Source organism: Lentzea jiangxiensis (assembly GCF_900104175.1).
Taxonomy (GTDB): Bacteria; Actinomycetota; Actinomycetes; order Mycobacteriales; family Pseudonocardiaceae; genus Lentzea; species Lentzea jiangxiensis.
On sequence record NZ_FNIX01000002.1, the window covers coordinates 684,033 to 702,243 of the forward strand.

The window sequence follows — 18,211 nt, forward strand, 5'->3', positions numbered from 1 at the left end:
GTGTGGTGGGGACATGGCAACACATGCACTCATCACCGGCTCCACGTCCGGGATCGGCGCGGCCACCGCACGGGCGCCGGCCGCCACCGGCGCCCGCGTGGTGATCACCGGCCGCGACCGGCCCAGGGGTGCCGCGCTGGCGGACGAGCTCGGCGCGGTCTTCCTCCCGTCCGAGCTCACCGCGCCGCCCGCCGAGCTGCGGGCGTTCGCCGCCCGCACGACCGAGGCGCTCGACGGACGCATCGACCTGCTCGTAAACAACGCGGCCGTCTGCCCGCCCACCACCACACCCGATCTGTCCGACGACGAGCTGGACGCGACGCTGGCGGTCAACGTCCGGGCGCCGCACGTCCTGGTCGCCGCGACGCCCGCCCGGCGCCCGGTCACCACCGCCGCGGTCGCCCAGGCGGTCGTCTGGCTCGCCTCCCCGGCGGCGGAGTTCGTCCACGGCACCACCATCGCCGTCGACGGTGGCATCGGCGCGACCCGGCTGGAGTGGAACCGATGACCGCGCTGCGGTGGGTGCTGCCCCCGGACGCCGTCTCCGCCGACGCGTTGCGGCTCCACGAGGTTCCGCTGCGGCAGCCCGGACCGGGTGAGGTGCGCGTGCGAGTGCACGCCGTGTCCCTCAACGGCCGCGACCAGATGGTGCTGCGCGGACCGTTCGGCCGGATCCCCGGCCGTGAGCTCGTGCCGCTCTCCGACGTCGCGGGAGTCGTCGACGCGGTGGGCGACGGCGTCGCGGAGTTCGAGGTGGGCGCGGCCGTGACCAACCTGCACTGGCAAGACGCCCCCGTCCCCACCCCGCCGCTGGGACTCGGCGCCCTGGACGCTCCCGGAGTCCTCGCCTCGCACGTCGTCCTGCCGGTGAACCAGGTGGTGCGGGCTCCCGCGCACCTCGGGCACGTCGAGTCGGCGACACTGCCCTGCGCCGGCGTCACGGCGTGGAACGCCCTGTTCGGCGGCCGTGAGGTGGCGGCGGGGGAGAAGGTCGCCTCGCTGGGCACGGGTGGTGTCGCGCTGTACGCGATGCAGCTCGCGAAAGCCGCAGGCGCCGACTACTTCGGGGTCGTGCGCCGAGCGTCAGCGGAGCGGCGGCTGCGCGACGCGGGAGCGGCCGAGGTCGTGAACAGCGCGGACTTCCCGCAGTGGGGCGCGAGGCTGCGCGAGATCACCGGAGGCGTCCGCAACGTCGTCGACACCGTCGGCACGGCCACGATCACCGACTCGCTCACCGCGCTCGCTAGGCAGGGCGAAGTCGCCCTGGTCGGCCTGTTCGCCCGCGAACCGCTGCCGCTCGACCCCATGCTCCTGTTCGGCTCGGGAGGGTCGCTGCGCGGCGTGGCCGTCGGCACCGCGGCGCAGCACCGGGAGCTGATCGCGTTCATGGAACGGCACGACCTCCGCCCGGTCGTGGACAGCGTCCACGAGTTCGGTGACGCGCGAGAGGCGTTCGCGCATCACCAACGCGGGGGTGTGGTCGGCAAGGTCGTCATCACGGTGCCGTGACCGCGACCTCGGCGGATCGCAGCAGCCGGGAGTCGCGGGGCGTCTGCCGATCAGCGTCCCCAATGCGACGTGCCCAGACGTGACGACCTGGACCGCGTCAGGCTCACCCCCCCCCGGCGCACCGCCGCCGAGGACCGCGACGAATGAGCCGGCACACCGTGGCACGAGCACGTGCCGGCCCGGCTCGAAGCCGCACCGACCAGGCGATCGATCAGTCCACGGGATCGGTGAACGTCAGCGCGAGGTCGGCGTCGACGACGGTCACGAGGACGTGGTGCCCGGCGCGCAGATCGCCCGCGAGCAGCGCGCGGGACAACCGGCGGTCGAGCTCCTTGGCGATCGTGCGGCGCAGCGGCCGGGCTCCGTACTCCGGCGCGTAGCCGCGGGCCGCGAGCCAGTCGACTGCCTGGTCGTCCACCTCCAGCGTGATGCCCTGCTCGCGCAGCCGGTGGCGGGTGCGCTCGAGCAGCAGCGCGGTGATCTGGCGCAGCTGGCCGGGGTCGAGGCCGCGGAACAGGATGATCTCGTCCAGGCGGTTGAGGAACTCCGGCCGGAAGCACCGGCGGACCGCGGCCATCAGCGGCCCGCGCACCTGGTCCACCTCGACCCCCGAGGCGCCCGCGGTGAGCAGCTGGTCGGCGCCGATGTTGCTGGTCATGATGATCACGGTGTTGGCGAAGCCGGCGGTGCGCCCCTGACCGTCGGTGAGCCTTCCCGCGTCGAGCACCTGCAGCAGGGTGTTGAAGACGTCCGGGTGCGCCTTCTCGATCTCGTCGAGCAGCAGGACCGAGTACGGCGCGCGCCTGACCGCCTCGGTGAGCTGGCCCGCGTCCTCGTAGCCCACGTAGCCCGGTGGTGCGCCGATCAGCCGGGAGACCGCGTGCTGCTGCCCGAACTCGCTCATGTCGAACCGGATCAGCCGGTCCTGCGACCCGAAGAGCGCCTCCGCCAGCGCCCGCGCGACCTCCGTCTTGCCCACGCCGGTCGGGCCGAGGAACAGGAACGAGCCGACGGGCCGTTGCGGGTGCTTGAGACCGGCCCGCCCCTGGCGGACCGCGTCGGCCACCGCCTCGACCGCCTCCTCCTGTCCGACGATCCGCTGGTGCAGCAGGTCCTCCAGGTGCAGCAACCGGTGTCGTTCGGCCTCGGTGAGCTGGGCGACTGGGATGCCCGTGCTGCGCGAGACGACCTCGGCGACGTCGTTGGACCCGACCTCGGGCGCGTCGGCCAGCGCGGCGCGGGCGGCTTCCAGGTCCGCCACGGCGCGGCGCAGCTCGTCGTCGAGGAACGGCACCTCCTCGGCCGGTGCGGTGTCCCTCTCCCGCTTCAGGCGGTGCACGCGCTGTTCGAGCTGCGCCGGGTCCGGGGGCATCGGGGCCTTCTCCCGCAACCGGACGCGCGCGCCCGCGCGGTCCACCAGGTCGACCGCCTTGTCGGGCAGGAACCGGTCGGTGACGTAGCGGGCCGACAGCTCGACGGCCGACACGATCGCCTCGTCGGTGATCCGCACCCCGTGGTGCGCCTCGTAGCGGGCGCGCAGGCCGCGGAGGATGGCGATCGCCTCGCCGGGCGACGGTTCGGCGACGAGGACCGGCTGGAACCGCCGTTCGAACGCGGCGTCCTTCGCGATGTGGCGGCGGTACTCCTCGGCCGTGGTGGCCCCGATCACCTGCAGCCGTCCGCTCGTGAGCACCGGTTTGAGCATGTTCGCGGCGTCCATCGGCGCGTCTTCGGCACTACCGGCCCCCACGACCGTGTGCAGCTCGTCGATGAACAGGACCACCATCCGGTTGGACGCCGCCACCTCTTCGATCACGCCTTCGAGCCGTTCCTCGAACTCGCCCCGGTACTTCGCCCCGGCCACCATGCCCGCCAGGTCGAGGGAGATCAGCCGGCGGTCCCGGAGCGTGGCGGGCACGTCGCCACCGGCGATCCGCGCCGCGATGCCCTCGACGATGGCGGTCTTGCCGACTCCCGGGTCACCGATCAGGACGGGGTTGTTCTTGGTGCGCCGCGACAGCACCTCGAGCACCTCGTCGACGACGTCGTCCCGGCCGATCACCGGGTCGAGCAGGCCGTCGCGCGCCGCCGCGGTGAGATCACGGCCGTAGTGGTCCGTGCGCCTGGTCGCGGACGGCGGCTGGCCCAGCCCGCCGAACAGCTTCCCGACGACGTCCTCCCACGAGTTGGACCCGAAGCCGAACACCCAGTCGTCACCGCGCACGGCCCGCCACCTCCACCCGATCGAGGGACTTCCTTTCTCGATCCTGCTCTGCATGCGCGGTGAGCACAGATCAGTCGTGCGGGACTGTCACGGTCGGCCGCACCGCCCGCCGGGGCCGTGACCTCGGTGGACACTCCGCGACGCCGGTCTGTTGTCACCTGCTGTAGCAGGGCGCTCACCAGCGGCTATGTGACCATCAACACTGGACCGTGACGTTCTCGTGCTCATTTCGTAATGTGGCGGGCCGTGTGAGCATGCCCTGTCCCCAACGCAAGGTGTCTGAATTGCCGGGCCGACATAGAACGCAAGGCACACCCAACCGAAAGCTGCCCATCGCGGTGGCCGCCACCCTCACCGCGGGTCTCGTCGCGACCTTCTGGGTCGTCCGCGATTCCGGTCAGCCGGTCGACCCCACCGGAGCCGCCGCCCTCCTGACGGCGCCGTCGACGTCCGTGAGCCAGAGCCAGTCGCCTGTCACGTCGACCACCGCGTCGTCCCCGTCGTCCCCGTCGTCCTCGCCGGCTCCGGTGACCACCACGCCGCCTCCGGTGACCACGACCACGCCGGAGACGACCACGCCGCCACCTCCACCGCCTCCACCCCCTCCGCCGCCCTGCCCGACCACGCTGAACGGCGTGAAGCCGCACGTGGCCCAGGTGGGACACCACGTCGGGGGCAAGTTCGGCGTCGAGGACATCGGTGGCGCCGCCGGCAGGGCCGGCGGCGGTGACCACCCCACCGGTCTGGCACTGGACTTCATGGTCGACACGGCCACCGGCAACTCGGTGGCCGAGTACGTGCTGGCCAACCGCAAGGCGTTCGGCGTCACCTACGTGATCTGGCGCCAGCGCTACAACGACGGCAGTGGCTGGTCGGTGATGGAGGACCGGGGAAGCCCCACGGCCAACCACATGGACCACGTGCACGTGTCGTTCCAGGCGAACGCGACCGTCAAGGTCACCTGCTGATCCCGCCGCAGTCGCCTGCGCTGTCCTGTGTGGACTGAACTCGTGGGACCCGCAGTGACCGGAAGGTCTTGCGGATCTCGCCGGTGAGGACCTCCGGTTGCTCGAGCGCGGCGAAGTGGCCGCCCCGCTCGAGCCGGGCGTGGTGCAGCACCGTCTCGTAACGCCGCTCGACCCAGCGCCGCGACGCCTGCACCGCCTCGCCGGGGAAGATGCTGAAACCGGCGGGAACGGGGTTCGGCGGCGGGGAGCCGGCCGCCGCGCCGCCCCAGCCCTCCTCCCAGTACAGCCGTGCGGAGGACGCCGCGGCGTTGGGCAGCCAGTAGAGCATCACGTCGTCGAGGATCTCGTCGCGGTCGATGACGTCCTCGGGGTTGCCGTCGCTGTCGGTGACGTCCTCGAAGAGCGTGTAGATCCAGGCGGCGAGGCCGGCCGGTGAGTCCGCGAGCGAATAGCCGATCGTCTGCGGCCGGGTCGCCTGTTCCTGGGCGTACGCGCTCTGACTGCTCTGGTAGCGCTGGGCGCGGGCGATCATCCGCTGCTCTTCGTCGGTGGCCTCGGCGATCTCCTGCGCGGTCGGGAACACCAGCGGCAGGTTGAAGTGCGCGCCCAGGCACCGCTCCGGCGCCTTGCGGGTGATCTGCTCGACGACGGCCGCGCCCCAGTCGCCACCCTGCGCGAACCAGGTGCCGTAGCCCAGGCGCCGCATGAGGGTGATCCACGCATCGGCGATGCGCGAGGTGTTCCAGCCGGTGGTGGTCGGCTTGCCGGAGAAGCCGAAGCCCGGCATCGAGGGGATCACCACGTGGAACGCGTCGCGGGCGTCGCCGCCGTGCGCGACCGGATCTGTCAGCGGTCCCACGAGGCGGCGGAACTCCAGGACCGAGCCGGGCCAGCCGTGGCAGAGCAGCAGCGGCACGGCATCGGGCTCGGGTGACCTGACGTGCAGGAAGTGGATGTCGACGCCGTCGATGGCGGTGCGGGACGAGCCGAGGTCGTTGATGTCCCGCTCGGCGCGCCGCCAGTCGTAGCCGGTGGCCCAGTGCTCGCACAGGGCGCGGAGGCGGTCCAGTCGCGGCCCTTGACTGCCGTCCTGGACCGTTTCCCGGTCCGGCCACCGGGTGTCGCCCAGTCGGCGCCGCAGGTCCTGCAGAGCAGCTTCGGGCACGGCGATCGGGAACGGTTCGACCGCGTCGGCGGGTGCGAAGGGCACGGGTGCTCCAAGGCTGGGGGAGAACTGGACGGCACGATCGTAGGCATAAGTGGAAGAAATCTTCAACTTGGAATTTGTCTTCCGCTTCTCTAGGGTCGGGTAGGTGACCGAAGCACCCCCTCCTCTGCGCCGGGACGCCGAGCGCAACCGCCAGTTGTTGTTGCGCACCGCGTACGAGCTCATGGCCTCGCAAGGGCTGGACGTCTCGTACGAGGACATCGCCCGTGCCGCCGGCACCGGGATGGGCACGATGTACCGCCGGTTCCCGCAGCGGCAAGACCTGCTGAACGCCCTGTTCAGCGAGCACGTCGACATGGTGACCGACCTCGCCGAGCAGGCCTCCCGCTACGACGACGCGTGGGCCGGGCTCACCTGGTTCCTCGAACGTCAGCTGGAGGTCGAGGCGCGCAGCAGGGGACTGGGGGAGCTGCTGCGAGGCCGAAGTCAGGCCATCGAACTGGTGCGACGGGCGCACGACCGGATGACCCCGCTCGTCGCCGGGCTCGTCGACCGCGCCGTCCGGGCGGGCCAGCTGCCGCCTGGGGCGACGCCCGCCGACTTCGCCGCGGTGCACGTGATGGTGGGCAGCGTCATGGACGTCTCCCGCCAGAACGCCCCGTGGCTGTGGCGCCGCGCGCTGAGGATCGCCCTCGCGGGCCTGCGCCACGCCGACCTCTCCGGCGAGCAGCCGGACGAGACGGTCATCGACCACCTCTACAACGACCAGGCGAAGTGAGACCAGCACATGACGGCTCTGCCCGATGATCTGATCGGCGTCCTCAACGACAGGGCGATCTGCTTCGTGACCACGCTCATGCCGGACGGATCGCCGCAGATCTCCCAGACCTGGGCGGGCACGGACGGCGTGCACGTCCTCATCAACACCGTCGACACCCACCGGAAGACCCGCAACGTGCGGCGTGATCCGCGGGTCGCCCTCGGCATCGCCGACCCCGCGGCGCCCTCGCGGTACTGGGCCCTGCGCGGCAGCGTCGTGGACGTCACCGAGGCCGGCGCCCGGGAGCACGTCGACGAACTGTCCGAGAAGTACCTCGGCCGGCCCTACCCCGGTTTCGGCGGCAGTGGGCAGCGGCGCGTCGTGCTCACGGTCAAGGTCGACCGGATGCACACGCCCTGACGTCCGGCCGCCTCGGGCGGCCGGACCGAATGGTCTGGCAACATGACTTCGTCTGTGGAGCAGGAAGAAGAGGAGGGTTCGCCGATGGTCGGGAGACGCTTGGTGATCGCTGCGCTGTGGCTGCTCGCCCTGGTGCTCGCGATCCTCTTCCGCGACGAAGCACCGGGTGCCTTGCCCGCTGCCCTGGCGGGTGGGTTCGTCCTGCTGCTCACGCAACCCGTGACGCGCTGGGCGGCGAGGCGCAAGAACGGGCCGTGACCCGCTGAGCGGGGGAGATTGAATCGATCGGCCTGGTCGACATCGGGAGCGGGGTGCGCGGCGCCGCACACCCGACTCACCCCGTCCGCCGATCTACGAGCAGCCGTGTCCAGCTCGGCGAAGCCGCGAGCCTCGAACAGTGCCCTTGCCGTCCATCTGGAACGGGCCGCCGCGGTCGATCTCGCGGTGAATCCGTTGAGGCGCACCGTTTCCGGCGTCGGGATCGCGGCCAGCCGGGCCACCGGCCAACGCCCGCTACCTCCTGGGCAGCGGGGTCCCGGTCGGACTCGCCGGCGTCGCCGACGCGGCACCTCCCGGCTTCGGCCCGTCGCGTCCGGCTCGGCCCGCGCCGGTACGGTTCGGCCATGAGCCAGCCGATCCCGTTCACCGACGCCAACTTCAAGCTCGCCGTCGTGCAGGAGCTGATGTACGACCAGGACCTCCTGCCGAAGTTCGACCTGCGCGAGTACGCCGCCGCGCAGGGCTTCACCTACGACGGCGGAAGCTTCGAGGCGGTGCCCGAAGCCCTGGCGTACTTCGAGGCGCTCGAGGTCCCCGGCGAGCTCGCGGAGAAGATCACCGAGATCGGGATGGACGGCGGCAACGAGATCTACCTCGAGATCGCGCCGAACTGGGACGGCGAGGACGGGCTGTTCGACGTCCACGAGTTCGCCGACGTGCGGCACTTCCCCAACCTGAAGTCGATGACGCTGTTCTACACGGGTGACGAGCAGGCCCTGGAGGCGCTGCGTGCCCGTGGGATCGAGGCGGACTGGCTCTGACCCGCGGGCTGTTCGAGAGGGGAGAACCGGGCTTCGGACCCGATCATGAGGTCCGCGGGCCCAGCAAGCCCCGTGCGGCGAGGTTCTCCATCAGCGCCGTGATGCCGAACGTCCAGTCTTCGGCGTCCTCGGCCGTGTTCACGACGTTCGTCAACGCGCCCAGCAGGGGCGAGGAGATGCGGACGACGTCCCCGATCTTGTGGGTGAACCCCTCGCCGGGCTGGTCCCGGTCCTCGGTGGGAGCGAACATCGTGCCGGTGAACAGCGCGAAGCCGTCGGGGTAGCGGTGGTGGGCGCCGAACGCGTGCGACACGAGGTCCTCGAGCTCCCGGCTGATCTCGGAGACGGGGTTCACGCCGTGCAGCTCGAAGCCGTCGGGACCGGTGACGTCCAGGGCGATTTCGGTGGCTTTGGCGTCCGCCAGGGTGAACCCGTCGTCGAAGAGCCGCAGGAACGGCCCGATGGCGCAGGAGGCGTTGTTGTCCTTCGCCTCGGTGAGCAGCAGAGCGCTGCGGCCCTCGAAGTCGCGCAGGTTGACGTCGTTGCCGAGCGTCGCGCCGACCGGGTTCCCGCGCGAGTTCACCACCAGGACGAGCTCGGGCTCCGGGTTGTTCCAGGCCGAGCGGGCGAGAACGCCGATGTCGGCTCCCAGTCCCACCGCCGAGAGCACCGGGGCCTTGGTGAAGATCTCCGGGTCGGGGCCGATGCCGACCTCGAGGTACTGCGACCACAGGCCCTCGGCCTGCAAGACCTCCTTCACCTCCGCGGCCTCGGCGGATCCCGGTTCCAGGTGGGAGATGTGGCCCTGGACGATCGCGCCCACCTTCTCGCGCACTTCCTCGGCTCGCGCGGGATCGCCGTCGGCGCGCTCCTCGATGACCCGCTCCAGCATGCTGCGGACGAAGGTCACGCCGGCGGCTTTGAGCACCTGCAGGTCGACCGGTGCCAGGAACCGGGGAACAGCGCCGGTCGGGTCCGTCGTGGCGGCCAGGACCTCCTCGAACGGCCACGACGTGCCGCCCGGGTGGTTCTTGACGATCTCCAGCGCGTCCGGCCGCTCGAGCAGCGACGACACAGTCGGTGTCACGTGAGACAGGTCGACGACCTCGTCGCCGCGGATCGCCACGACCGAAGGGCCGCCCGCGGACGGGTCGAAGACCCGTGCGACCAGGGCGGCGTCCGCTGCGTCTCGGGGGAGAACGTCGGCGGAGTTCAGCGAGATCCCCATGGAAGTCCTTCCTGCGGTTCAGCTCGAAGTCGACGGCGCCCACGCGCTGCCGTGCCACGAACTCGGCGATTCTCGCGGACGAAGTGCGAGTAGGTCACGGGTGCGTGGCCGAGTACCGCACCGACCTGTTCGCCCCCGGCCACTATCGCGAAGTGGGCGCGCTCGCCGCGCGGTTCGCCCGAGTGGATCAGCTCTGCGCGCCGCGCGCTCCTGTGCCAACATCGGGCAGTGCTCCAGGTGTGCCTCAACGGTGCCTTGCCCCGCTCCGCGTCCGCCCATCTGCCGTTCACCCCCGCGGAGCTGGCTGAGGCCGCGCGCGCCGCGGTGGCGGCGGGGGCGCAGGACGTCCACCTCCACCCGAAGGACCCCCGCGACCAGGACACGCTGTCACCCGAGCACGTCGGAGCGGCGGTCGAGGCCGTGCGCGCCGCCGTGCCGGGGGTCGCGGTCGGCGTGACGACGGGCGACTGGATCGACCCGTCACCGCAGCGCAGGGCCGCGCTCATCAGGTCGTGGACCGTGCTGCCCGACCACGCCTCGGTGAACTGGCACGAGGACGGCGCCGAGCTCATCGCGGAAGCCCTGCTGGACAGGGGTGTCGGCATCGAGGCCGGGCTGTTCTCCGGCACCGGGGGCGCCAAGCGGTTCCTCGACTGGCCGCACGCGCACCGCGTTGTGCGGGTGCTCGCCGAGATCACCGACACGAACCCGGAGACGGCGCCCGCCGCCGTGGAGACGGCGCTGCAAGACCTCGCCGGCTTCGACCGTCCCGTGCTGCTGCACGGCGAAAAGGACGCCGCGTGGGTGGTCCTGCGCATCGCGCTCGCCCGCGGCCTGGACACCCGCATCGGCTTGGAGGACACCCTCGTCCTGCCCGGCGGTGAGCCCGCGACCGGCAATGCCGCCCTCGTCCGCGCCGCCCTCGCCGGCGACCTGCCCACGTGATGGGAAGGTGCTGCGTTCGATCCCGCTTTCGTGGTGGTGTCCATGGCAAGCAGGTTCAGGTGGGCGGCTGCACCCCGTGCTGACAGCAGCCCCTGGGAAGGACCATCACCCCTGCGGTGACGGTCCTTCGCCGTGTCGAGGCTTCCTGCCGGCGACAGCCGGGAACGCCGATGAGCAGGGGACGACCCGGAGTAGCGGGCTTGGGTGACCGGCACCGCGGACACCGGCTGTGACCATGACCGACATCCGGGCACGCCGTGCCCCGGACGGGTGCCGTGGCATTCGCCGCCGGAGGTGGCAGGATCGCCGGGTGGACGTCATCGCCAGGAACAACGTGGTCGTGACCGGCAACGAGACCGGACCGACCGTTCTGCTCGCGCACGGGTTCGGCTGTGACCAGAACCTGTGGCGTCTGGTGGTTCCCCTGCTCGCGGAAAGACACCGGGTGGTGTTGTTCGACCACGTCGGTGCTGGCCGGTCGGACCTGTCGGCGTGGACGGCCGAGCGTTACACCTCGCTCGAGGGGTACGCCGACGACGTGCTGAGGATCTGCCGCGAGCTGGACCTGCGCGACGTGGTGCTGGTCGGGCACTCGGTCAGCGCGATGATCGCGGTGCTCGCGGTGAACCGCGAGCCTCAGTGGTTCGCGAAGCTGGTGCTGCTGACGCCGTCACCGTGCTATGTGGACGATGGTGACTACCGGGGTGGGTTCAGCCGCGCGGACATCGACGAACTGCTCTACTCGCTGGAGTCGAACTACCTCGGGTGGTCGGCGGCCATGGCACCGGTGATCATGGGCAACCCCGGGCGTCCGGAGCTGGGTGAGGAGCTGACGAACAGCTTCTGCCGCACCGATCCCGTCATCGCGCGGGCGTTCGCCCGGACCACGTTCCTGTCCGACAACCGCGCCGACCTGACCGAGGTCTCGGTGCCCACCCTGGTGGTCCAGTGCGCTCGTGACGCCATCGCGCCGCGTGAGGTCGGCCAGTTCGTCCACGAGCAGGTGCGGGGCAGCCGGCTCGTGACGCTGGACGCGGTGGGCCACTGCCCGCAGCTCAGCGACCCCGGGCCGACCGCCGAGGCGATCACGGCGTTCGTCGGTGCTCATTGATGCGGGCGGCGGGCGAGTGGCCCGGTGGTGGGACAGGACCCCCGTTCTCGGCGTTGCCGGAGGAGAACGTCGAGGACCTGTACGACAACGCGCCGTGCGGATACCTGTCGACGTCGCTCGACGGCACGATCGCGAAGATCAACGCGACCCTGCTGCGCTGGCTCGGCTACGAGCGGGACGCGTTGGTGGGGCGCAGGAGCTTCTCCGACCTGCTCACCGTCGGCGGCCGGATCTACTACGAGACGCACTTCGCGCCGCTGCTGCAGATGCAGGGCGAGCTCGGTGGTGTCGCGCTGGAGTTGAAGACCGCGGACGGCACGCGGTTGCCGGTGCTGCTGACCTCGGCCGTCAAGACCGGCGCGGACGGCCGGCCGCACTCGATCCGGACGATGGTGTTCGACGCGCACGACAGGCGGGCGTACGAGCAGGAGCTCCTGCGTGCGCGCGAAGAGGCCGAACTCGAACGCGACCGGGTGCAGCGGCTGGCCAGGACGCTGCAGCAGACCTTGTTGCCTCCCGCACTGCCGGAGGTGCCCGGCATGGAGGTCGCCGCCTACTACCACCCCGCGTCGCTCGACCAGGTCGGCGGTGACTTCTACGACCTGTTCCCGCTGTCCGGCAACACCTGGGGGTTCTTCCTCGGCGACGTGTCCGGCAAGGGGGAGAACGCGGCCGTGGTGACCTCCCTGATCCGGTACACCCTGCGGGGGGCGGCGGTCTACGACCCGGACCCCGCGAGCGTGCTGGCCCACCTCAACACCGTGCTCTACCAAGCCCACCAGGGCGAGTACCCGCGCTTCTGCACGGTCATCTACGGCAACCTGCGCCTCGACGGTGCCGGCGCCGTGATGACCGTGGCCGGTGGAGGCCACACGCCGGCTCTGGTGCTCCGCGCGGACGGGACGTCGTCGTTGCTGCACCTGCGCGGCGGACAGCTGGTCGGAGCGCTGGAGGAGGCGCGGTTCGTCGTCGACGAGATCCGGCTGGAGCCCGGCGACGCGATCCTGCTCTACACCGACGGCCTGACCGAGGCGCGGACCGGCGCGGACCGCTGGTACAGCGAGGAAGACCTGAGGGACGACCTCAGCGGCCTGGTGCCGGCGACCGCGGCGGTCGTGATCGACGCCGTCAACCGGCTGTTGGAAAGCCTCGGCGACGGTGTCGAGGACGACACCGCGCTGCTGGCGATGAGCGTGCCTTCACAGGACGGTGCTGGAACATGAGCGACGACGCCTTCTCGATGTCCCTTCGTCCTGTCGCGGCCGGTGTGGTCCTCGGCCTCAAGGGGGACGTCGACACGCACACGGCGCCCGGAGTGCTCGCGGGGATCCGCGGTCTCGTGCTGCGCGAGGGGGAGTTGCTCGTCCTGGACGTGTCAGGGATGCGCTTCTGCGACTCGAGCGGCATCTCGGCGTTCATCGCGGCCAGGAACCACGCGGCCGCCGCCCGCGCCGACGTCGTCCTCGTCGGCGTTCCGCGTCAGACGCTCAGGGTTCTCGGGATGATCGGCCTGGACGCCCTCTTCACGTTCCGCCCCAACCTGGACGACGCGCTGTCGGCGCGCGACGCGAACAGCGCGGGAGGTGCTTGAGCGACGTCCCGGCCCCGTCTGCGCGCGCTGAACGGGCGCATCTCGCGATGCGCCCGTTCAGGGAGGTCAGAGGAAGCGGAATTCCGTGGTCCCGGTGAACCACTTCACGGTTCCCTGAGTCATCGATGATCTGCTTCGGCCGGCCGGGACACACCGAGCGCATCTGGGAACGTCATGTTCGTCGGATGCGCGGGGGGCACGACGGTCGGCGCGAGGTTGGACAGCCCCAGCATCGTGAGCAGGTCCAGGCAGTCACCGGCGTCGCGCGCGTGCTCCGCGACCCTGCGGGCGGCCTGGCGCTGCTGGACGAACTCGGCCTGCTCCGCGGCGATCCTGGCGTTCGCGAAGCAGGCGGCGGCTCCCAGCGTCACAGGCGGCGTCATGAGGTCACCGGTTCCTGGAGGGAGACGAACTCACTGAGGGGCAACGAGAAGTACGGGCGATCCGGCTGCAAGCCGGTGCTCCTGTCCCCGGCCGGAGGAAGAAACCCGGACCGGATCGGATCGGGGACCGCGGCGGCTGGATACCGGCAACTGGAAACCCCAACGCCTCCGACCCTACCCCAACGACGAGCGGCACCGGGCAACACGGCGGTCACCGGAACCCCGGGGCGGACCGCCACCTGGTGCTCGCGGACTTCACGCCTTCACCTGATCAGGTGGGAGTCGGGTCTCGCCGCAGGCGTTCGAGGCGCTCAGCTGTCCGAGGAGGAACGCTGAACCGGCACCGGCTCCTGGAACAGGTTGAGCCAGGACGGCTGGTGTGAGTCGGATGAACCCGTCGCGGCGGACGGGTCGTGGGCTTCCGGGTGGCTGAAGAGCGCGTCCGGGGAATGCAGCGGCACAGATGGTTTCCGTTCGGAAGAAGAGGGCGTGGTGCGGGCCTGACCGGCTGCGCCACGCGCGGGAGACGCAGAACGCGTCCATCCCTCGACCCGATAGTACGCCCTTTCCCGATCGCGTGCGCGGAGTTCAGCGGTTCGACGAGGGGAACTGCCCGTCCGCGCTGCCGAGCGCGACGAGATCGGTGTACTGGTCCTGCCACGACCGCTCGGTGGCGAGCAGGTCGGCGAGGCGCTGAACCCACTTCCCGTTGACGGGTGGCGTGCCCGCGGCCAGGTGCCGCGCTGTCTCCTCGCGCGCCTTGAGCCACTCGGACAGCGTCGGCTGCAGCGTGGGGCCGCCTTGTTCTTCGGTCATGCAGGTGAAGGTACTGGGGTGGTCGACGGCCTCGCCCGTCGATGGGAACCCGGGCCTCGGCCGACGGCGGCAAGACGCTGTCGGCCGTGGTCGGCTACCAGGCAGGACTGGCCGCCGCCTTCCACCTGCGCCGGGCCGGGATCGACCACGTCGTGCTCGACGCACAGCCGGTGCCCGGCGGGGCGTGGCCGCACGCGTGGAACTCGCTGCGGCTGTTCTCCGTCGCACGGCACAGCTCCCTGCCCGGTTGGCCGATGCCGCCCTTCCCGGACGGCTACCCGACCGCGCGGCACGTCATCAGCGCGACCGGCACCTGGTGGCGTCCGTTCCGCCCGCTGGTGGACCGGCCGGGCCGCCAGTTGCACACCGCCGACTACCGCGACCCGCTCGAGTTCCCGGGCCGGAAGGTCGTGGTGGTGGGTGGCGGCAACTCCGGCGCCCAGATCGCCGCCGCGGCGGCTTGACGCTCACACCGCGATGGCACGCCGTTCACCGGCAACGCTGCTCAGCATCGCGGCCATCCGGCCGGCCATCTCCGGCCGCGCCCGGTAGTACACCCACGTGCCCCGCCGCTCCGAATCCACCAAACCGGCCTGGCGCAACAGCTTCAGGTGGTGCGAGATCGTCGGCTGCGACAGCTCGAACGCGGGCGTCAGCTCACACACGCAGACCTCGCCCTCCGGACGGAAGGCGATCATCGAGAACAACCGCAGGCGCACCGGGTCGCCGAGCGCCTTGAACATCAGCGCCAGCTCCGCCGCCTGCTCCACGGCGGGCGGTTCCTCCGGCGGCGGCTCGCAGCAGCCCGGCCCTTGCTTCGACATGTCTCAATGTTGGTCGCGCAACGGCCTCGGTGCAACAGGTGTTCCGGTGCTCACAGCGCACGGCAGGTCCTGAGGTAGCTGAGGAACGAGGCCTGCAGGCCGGTCACATGCGTTTCGCGCAGCACCTCACTGGTGACGGCCGCGCCGCGGGAGGTGAGGAGGTGCAGGACGGTGGCCGCGTTCTTCGCGAGGTTCTGGTAGACGGGCACGGTTCCGAGCAGCTCCCGGTCGTTGAAGGTCAGGTGGAGCTTGGCCGGCTGGTCGGCCAGTTCGCGGATCTGCGCGAAGACGCGGCTTCCCTCACTGGCGACACCGGGGCTTCCAGCGCCGATGCTCTCGAAGAGCGTCGTGCCGCTGAGCCAGGCGTAGAGGGTGAACAGTCCGCCGTAGGAGTAACCGAAAAGGCCGTGACCGCTCGTGGCCGTGCCGTAGTCGCGTTCGATCCGGGGGTGCAGTTCGTCGGTGATGAAGCTCAGGAACGCATCGCCTCGGGTGTCGCGCAGCTCGTCGACGTAGGCGTCGGCTTCCTCGCGGGTCATCGAACCCGTCCGGACCCCCATGTCGACGGCGTCGAGGAACTCCTGGGCGACGGGCTCGCCGGGCGGCACGAGGTCCCTGTTGCGCAGCCTCGCCCAGTGCTCCGCTTCTCCGCCCGCGTAGCCGATGCTGACCTGGACGTACGGTTTGATCTTCTGCATGGGGTCCTGCTGGGTGACGATGAGCGGGGCCGTCAGGCCGACCGCCCAGTTGCCGTCGAGCACGTACACGACGGGCGCCTGCGCCGTGGCGGGGTCGTAGCCCGGTGGCGTGGTGACCCAGACGCCGTAGTCGTGCCCGCCGCTGGAACGCAGCTCGAAGTAGTCGGTGTCGGCGAAGCAGCCGTGCCACATGGTGCTCATCGGAGATCCTTCACAACACGTCCGGTTTGGACGGCTAGTACGGCGTTGGCGGGGTCGGCGAAGACGGCCGGGGCGTCGAGCGGGTTGCCGTTCCACAGCACGAGGTCTGCCTGCTCGCCGGGAGCGAGGGCGCACAGACAGGACGTGGTGGCCGCCTGCAGCTCGGTGATGCGCCCGTCCTCGACTGTGACGGCGACGTCGCACGGATCGCGACCCGAGCCGTCCACGACCACCGCATCCACTACCCGAACCCTCCGACCGATTTTCCATTGGATAAATCTTATCCAATGGATAAACTAGGCGTGTGGTCCTGTCAAGCAACGGCGATGCCCGCCAGCGCCTCCTGGCGCGTCTCCTCGACGTCTTCGACGACGGCCTTCCGCCACCGGAGACCTCCCTGCGCGAGATCGCGGCCAGGACCGGGACCAGCCACGCGCTCCTGCGGTACCACTTCGGGTCGCTCGCGGGCGTTCTGGCGGCCGTGCTCGCGGTCCAGCGGACCCGCGACAACGAGGCGCTGTTCCGCGACGCCGGGCAGGGCACCTTCGACGACCTCGTCCTGGCGATCTGGCGGGTCTACACCCGACCTGAGCAGCTGTCGCGCGTGCGCGGGTTCTTCCACGTCGTGGCGCTGGCCGCGTACAGCCCGGACGACTTCGGCGAGTTCGTCTCGTCGCTGGACGACCTCACCGGCGTGCTGGCCTCGCTGGCGGAGTGCGAAGGGCTCGACGCCCGGAAAGCGCGGACCAGGGCCACCGTCGCCGTCGCCGCGATCCGCGGTCTGCTGTTGCAGGAGGTGCTGACGCCCGGGGCCTGCTCGGAGGACGCGGTCGCGTTGATCCTCGGCATGGGCGCGAACGGGTAGGGGTCCAACCCGGGGCGCGGACCCAATGACCCAGGGCGCGAGATCGTCCGCGAGTCCCGGCGCGTCGGTGGCGCTCGCCCTGCGAGTGCGCCACCGACGCGGACGTGCATGCCTACGCGAGGCGGGCGCTGGGGTGGTCCTGCGCGGCGAACCGGCTCGCCGGTCGCGGCAGACCGTAGTGATCGCGCAGCGTGCGACCGGTGTACTCGGCGCGGAAGAGGCCACGTGCGCGCAGCAGCGGGACGACGTGGTCGACGAACTCCTCGAGGCCGGACGGCAGCAACGGCGCCATCACGTTGAAGCCGTCCGCCGCGCCCGTGGTGAACCAGAGCTCGATGTGGTCGGCGATCTGCTCGGGTGTGCCGGCCACGACCTGGTGCCCGCGTCCGCCGCCGAGCCTGCCGAGCAGCTGGCGCAGGGTCAGCCGTTCGCGCTCGGCCAGGTCGCGGACCAGTTGGAAGCGGCTCTTGGCGCCGTTGACGTGGCTGACGGGCGGCAGTTCCGGCAGCTGCTCGTCCAGCGGGTGTCCGGTGAGGTCGATGCCGATCAGCTCGGTCAGCTGGCGCACGGCCCGCGCCGGGATGATGAGGTCGTCGAGTTCCGCGGCCAGCGCCAGCGCTTCGGCTTCGGTGCCGCCGAGCACGGGGACGATGCCGGGCAGCACCTTCACCTCGTCCGCCGGGCGTCCGTGCGCCTGCACCCGCCGTTTGAGATCGCTGTAGAACGCGGTCGCCTCGCCGTGGGTCTGCTGGGCGGTGAACACGGCTTCGGCCCATGCGGCGGCGAACGCCTTGCCGTCCTCGCTGGAGCCGGCCTGGACGAGCAGCGGGCGTCCCTGCGGGCTGCGGACGGCGTTGAGCGGGCCGCGCACCGAGAAGAACTGTCCTTTGTGGCCGATCTCGTGCACCTTGGCGTCGTCGGCGAACACGCCGGTCTCCGGGTCGACGATCAGCGCGTCGTCCTCCCACGAGTCCCACAGGGCGGTGGTCACGTCGAGGAACTCGTCGGCGCGCCGGTAGCGCTCGGCGTGCTCGGTGTTGACCTCGCGGTTGAAGTTCTGCGCCGAGCGGTCCTGCGCGGTGGTGACGATGTTCCAGCCCGCGCGGCCGCCGCTGATGTGGTCGAGGGACGAGAACAGGCGGGCGAGGTTGTAGGGCTCGCTGAAGCCGGTCGACGCGGTGGCGATCAGTCCGATGTGGTCGGTCACCTGGGCGAGCGCGGTGAGCAGGGTGAGGGGTTCGAAGTGGCCCGCCGCGGTGTGCCGGACGTCGCCCCAGATCTGCACCCCGTCGGCGAGGAACACCGAGTCGAACGTACCGCGTTCGGCGATGCGCGCGAGGTTCTGGAAGTGGGTGACGTCGCCGAGCGCGCGCGGGTCGGTGCGCGGGTGGCGCCACGCGGCCTCGTGGTGGCCGACGCCCATCAGGAACGCGTTGAGGTGGAGCTCGCGTGCGGACAAC

Annotated in this window: 23 protein-coding genes; 13 read left to right on the plus strand and 10 right to left on the minus strand. The window is 71.0% G+C overall.

The window, feature by feature from the left end; translation table 11 throughout:
• Positions 1-13 precede the first annotated feature (13 nt).
• Together BLQ91_RS10770 and BLQ91_RS10775 are read left to right on the plus strand one after the other, a co-directional pair.
• The gene (locus BLQ91_RS10770) at positions 14-508 is read left to right on the plus strand and encodes an SDR family oxidoreductase (protein ID WP_090096571.1); all 495 of its coding nucleotides are present in this window, start codon (positions 14-16) and stop codon (positions 506-508) included.
• Complete coding sequence (locus BLQ91_RS10775) at positions 505-1,509, plus strand: zinc-dependent alcohol dehydrogenase family protein (RefSeq protein WP_090096770.1); 1,005 nt, start codon at positions 505-507, stop codon at positions 1,507-1,509. The genes BLQ91_RS10770 and BLQ91_RS10775 overlap by 4 nt, the downstream gene beginning before the upstream one ends.
• A 211-nt stretch (positions 1,510-1,720) precedes the next feature.
• Here the strand turns inward: BLQ91_RS10775 and BLQ91_RS10780 are convergent, their stop codons facing one another.
• Together BLQ91_RS10780 and BLQ91_RS43595 are read right to left on the minus strand one after the other, a co-directional pair.
• Entirely contained in the window at positions 1,721-3,733 is a 2,013-nt protein-coding gene (locus BLQ91_RS10780) for an ATP-dependent Clp protease ATP-binding subunit (protein ID WP_245733317.1), read from the minus strand.
• A gap of 397 nt (positions 3,734-4,130) precedes the next feature.
• Positions 4,131-4,310 carry a hypothetical protein gene (locus BLQ91_RS43595; RefSeq protein ID WP_342670622.1) on the minus strand — a complete coding sequence of 60 codons (180 nt, stop codon included), beginning with the start codon at positions 4,308-4,310 and terminating at the stop codon, positions 4,131-4,133.
• 58 nt (positions 4,311-4,368) lie between these two features.
• Between BLQ91_RS43595 and BLQ91_RS43600 the strand changes: the two genes are divergently transcribed.
• Positions 4,369-4,701: a VldE C-terminal domain-containing protein gene (locus BLQ91_RS43600; RefSeq protein WP_342670623.1), complete on the plus strand. Its 333-nt coding sequence runs from the start codon at positions 4,369-4,371 to the stop codon at positions 4,699-4,701.
• On the opposite strand, the gene BLQ91_RS10790 is transcribed toward BLQ91_RS43600, so the two are convergent.
• A complete protein-coding gene (locus BLQ91_RS10790; protein ID WP_090096574.1) occupies positions 4,691-5,911 on the minus strand; it encodes an epoxide hydrolase family protein in 1,221 nt (406 codons plus the stop codon). The two genes, BLQ91_RS43600 and BLQ91_RS10790, sit on opposite strands and share 11 nt — an antisense overlap.
• 103 nt (positions 5,912-6,014) lie before the next feature.
• Here BLQ91_RS10790 and BLQ91_RS10795 point away from each other — a divergent pair, with 103 nt between their 5' ends.
• The 4 genes from BLQ91_RS10795 to BLQ91_RS10810 all read left to right on the plus strand — a co-directional run bounded on the left by BLQ91_RS10795 (position 6,015) and on the right by BLQ91_RS10810 (position 8,089).
• Positions 6,015-6,647 (plus strand): TetR/AcrR family transcriptional regulator, encoded by a 633-nt coding sequence (locus BLQ91_RS10795; protein WP_090096575.1) that lies wholly within the window; start codon positions 6,015-6,017, stop codon positions 6,645-6,647.
• Between the two features lie 9 nt (positions 6,648-6,656).
• Positions 6,657-7,049 carry a TIGR03618 family F420-dependent PPOX class oxidoreductase gene (locus BLQ91_RS10800; protein WP_090096576.1) on the plus strand — a complete coding sequence of 131 codons (393 nt, stop codon included), beginning with the start codon at positions 6,657-6,659 and terminating at the stop codon, positions 7,047-7,049.
• Between the two features lie 42 nt (positions 7,050-7,091).
• A complete protein-coding gene (locus tag BLQ91_RS10805; RefSeq protein ID WP_143022584.1) occupies positions 7,092-7,307 on the plus strand; it encodes a hypothetical protein in 216 nt (71 codons plus the stop codon).
• Between the two features lie 365 nt (positions 7,308-7,672).
• Entirely contained in the window at positions 7,673-8,089 is a 417-nt protein-coding gene (locus tag BLQ91_RS10810; RefSeq protein WP_090096578.1) for a DUF6892 domain-containing protein, read from the plus strand.
• Between the two features lie 43 nt (positions 8,090-8,132).
• Here the strand turns inward: BLQ91_RS10810 and BLQ91_RS10815 are convergent, their stop codons facing one another.
• Positions 8,133-9,317, minus strand: a complete 1,185-nt coding sequence (locus BLQ91_RS10815) for a fumarylacetoacetate hydrolase family protein (protein ID WP_090096579.1) — start codon at positions 9,315-9,317, stop codon at positions 8,133-8,135.
• Between the two features lie 228 nt (positions 9,318-9,545).
• Between BLQ91_RS10815 and BLQ91_RS10820 the strand changes: the two genes are divergently transcribed.
• The 4 genes from BLQ91_RS10820 (at position 9,546) to BLQ91_RS10835 (ending at position 12,964) form a co-directional block, all read left to right on the plus strand.
• Entirely contained in the window at positions 9,546-10,262 is a 717-nt protein-coding gene (locus tag BLQ91_RS10820; RefSeq protein WP_090096580.1) for a 3-keto-5-aminohexanoate cleavage protein, read from the plus strand.
• A 310-nt stretch (positions 10,263-10,572) separates the two neighbouring features.
• On the plus strand, positions 10,573-11,373 hold the full coding sequence (locus BLQ91_RS10825) for an alpha/beta fold hydrolase (protein ID WP_090096581.1): 801 nt from the start codon (positions 10,573-10,575) through the stop codon (positions 11,371-11,373).
• Positions 11,373-12,596 carry a PP2C family protein-serine/threonine phosphatase gene (locus tag BLQ91_RS10830; RefSeq protein WP_090096582.1) on the plus strand — a complete coding sequence of 408 codons (1,224 nt, stop codon included), beginning with the start codon at positions 11,373-11,375 and terminating at the stop codon, positions 12,594-12,596. Before BLQ91_RS10825 ends, BLQ91_RS10830 begins: the two co-directional genes overlap by 1 nt.
• Positions 12,593-12,964, plus strand: coding sequence for an STAS domain-containing protein (locus BLQ91_RS10835; protein ID WP_090096583.1), 372 nt, complete (start codon positions 12,593-12,595; stop codon positions 12,962-12,964). The genes BLQ91_RS10830 and BLQ91_RS10835 overlap by 4 nt, the downstream gene beginning before the upstream one ends.
• 119 nt (positions 12,965-13,083) lie before the next feature.
• Here BLQ91_RS10835 and BLQ91_RS10840 read toward each other — a convergent pair whose 3' ends face one another.
• Positions 13,084-13,347 carry a hypothetical protein gene (locus BLQ91_RS10840; protein ID WP_143022585.1) on the minus strand — a complete coding sequence of 88 codons (264 nt, stop codon included), beginning with the start codon at positions 13,345-13,347 and terminating at the stop codon, positions 13,084-13,086.
• A gap of 588 nt (positions 13,348-13,935) precedes the next feature.
• Entirely contained in the window at positions 13,936-14,163 is a 228-nt protein-coding gene (locus tag BLQ91_RS10845; RefSeq protein WP_090096585.1) for a hypothetical protein, read from the minus strand.
• Positions 14,164-14,204: 41 nt separating this feature from the next.
• On the opposite strand from BLQ91_RS10845, the gene BLQ91_RS10850 reads away from it, so the two are divergent.
• The gene (locus tag BLQ91_RS10850) at positions 14,205-14,627 is read left to right on the plus strand and encodes an NAD(P)-binding domain-containing protein (protein ID WP_090096586.1); all 423 of its coding nucleotides are present in this window, start codon (positions 14,205-14,207) and stop codon (positions 14,625-14,627) included.
• 3 nt (positions 14,628-14,630) lie between these two features.
• Here the strand turns inward: BLQ91_RS10850 and BLQ91_RS10855 are convergent, their stop codons facing one another.
• The 3 genes from BLQ91_RS10855 to BLQ91_RS42560 are packed head-to-tail and all read right to left on the minus strand — an operon-like array spanning position 14,631 to position 16,128.
• A complete protein-coding gene (locus tag BLQ91_RS10855) occupies positions 14,631-14,987 on the minus strand; it encodes an ArsR/SmtB family transcription factor (RefSeq protein ID WP_090096587.1) in 357 nt (118 codons plus the stop codon).
• A gap of 50 nt (positions 14,988-15,037) precedes the next feature.
• Positions 15,038-15,886 (minus strand): alpha/beta hydrolase, encoded by an 849-nt coding sequence (locus tag BLQ91_RS10860; protein WP_090096588.1) that lies wholly within the window; start codon positions 15,884-15,886, stop codon positions 15,038-15,040.
• Positions 15,883-16,128 carry a hypothetical protein gene (locus tag BLQ91_RS42560; protein WP_090096589.1) on the minus strand — a complete coding sequence of 82 codons (246 nt, stop codon included), beginning with the start codon at positions 16,126-16,128 and terminating at the stop codon, positions 15,883-15,885. Before BLQ91_RS42560 ends, BLQ91_RS10860 begins: the two co-directional genes overlap by 4 nt.
• A 62-nt stretch (positions 16,129-16,190) precedes the next feature.
• Here BLQ91_RS42560 and BLQ91_RS10870 point away from each other — a divergent pair, with 62 nt between their 5' ends.
• Positions 16,191-16,751, plus strand: a complete 561-nt coding sequence (locus tag BLQ91_RS10870) for a TetR/AcrR family transcriptional regulator (RefSeq protein WP_090096590.1) — start codon at positions 16,191-16,193, stop codon at positions 16,749-16,751.
• Positions 16,752-16,863: 112 nt separating this feature from the next.
• On the opposite strand, the gene BLQ91_RS10875 is transcribed toward BLQ91_RS10870, so the two are convergent.
• Positions 16,864-18,210 (minus strand): LLM class flavin-dependent oxidoreductase, encoded by a 1,347-nt coding sequence (locus tag BLQ91_RS10875; protein ID WP_281199353.1) that lies wholly within the window; start codon positions 18,208-18,210, stop codon positions 16,864-16,866.
• Position 18,211 lies beyond the last annotated feature (1 nt).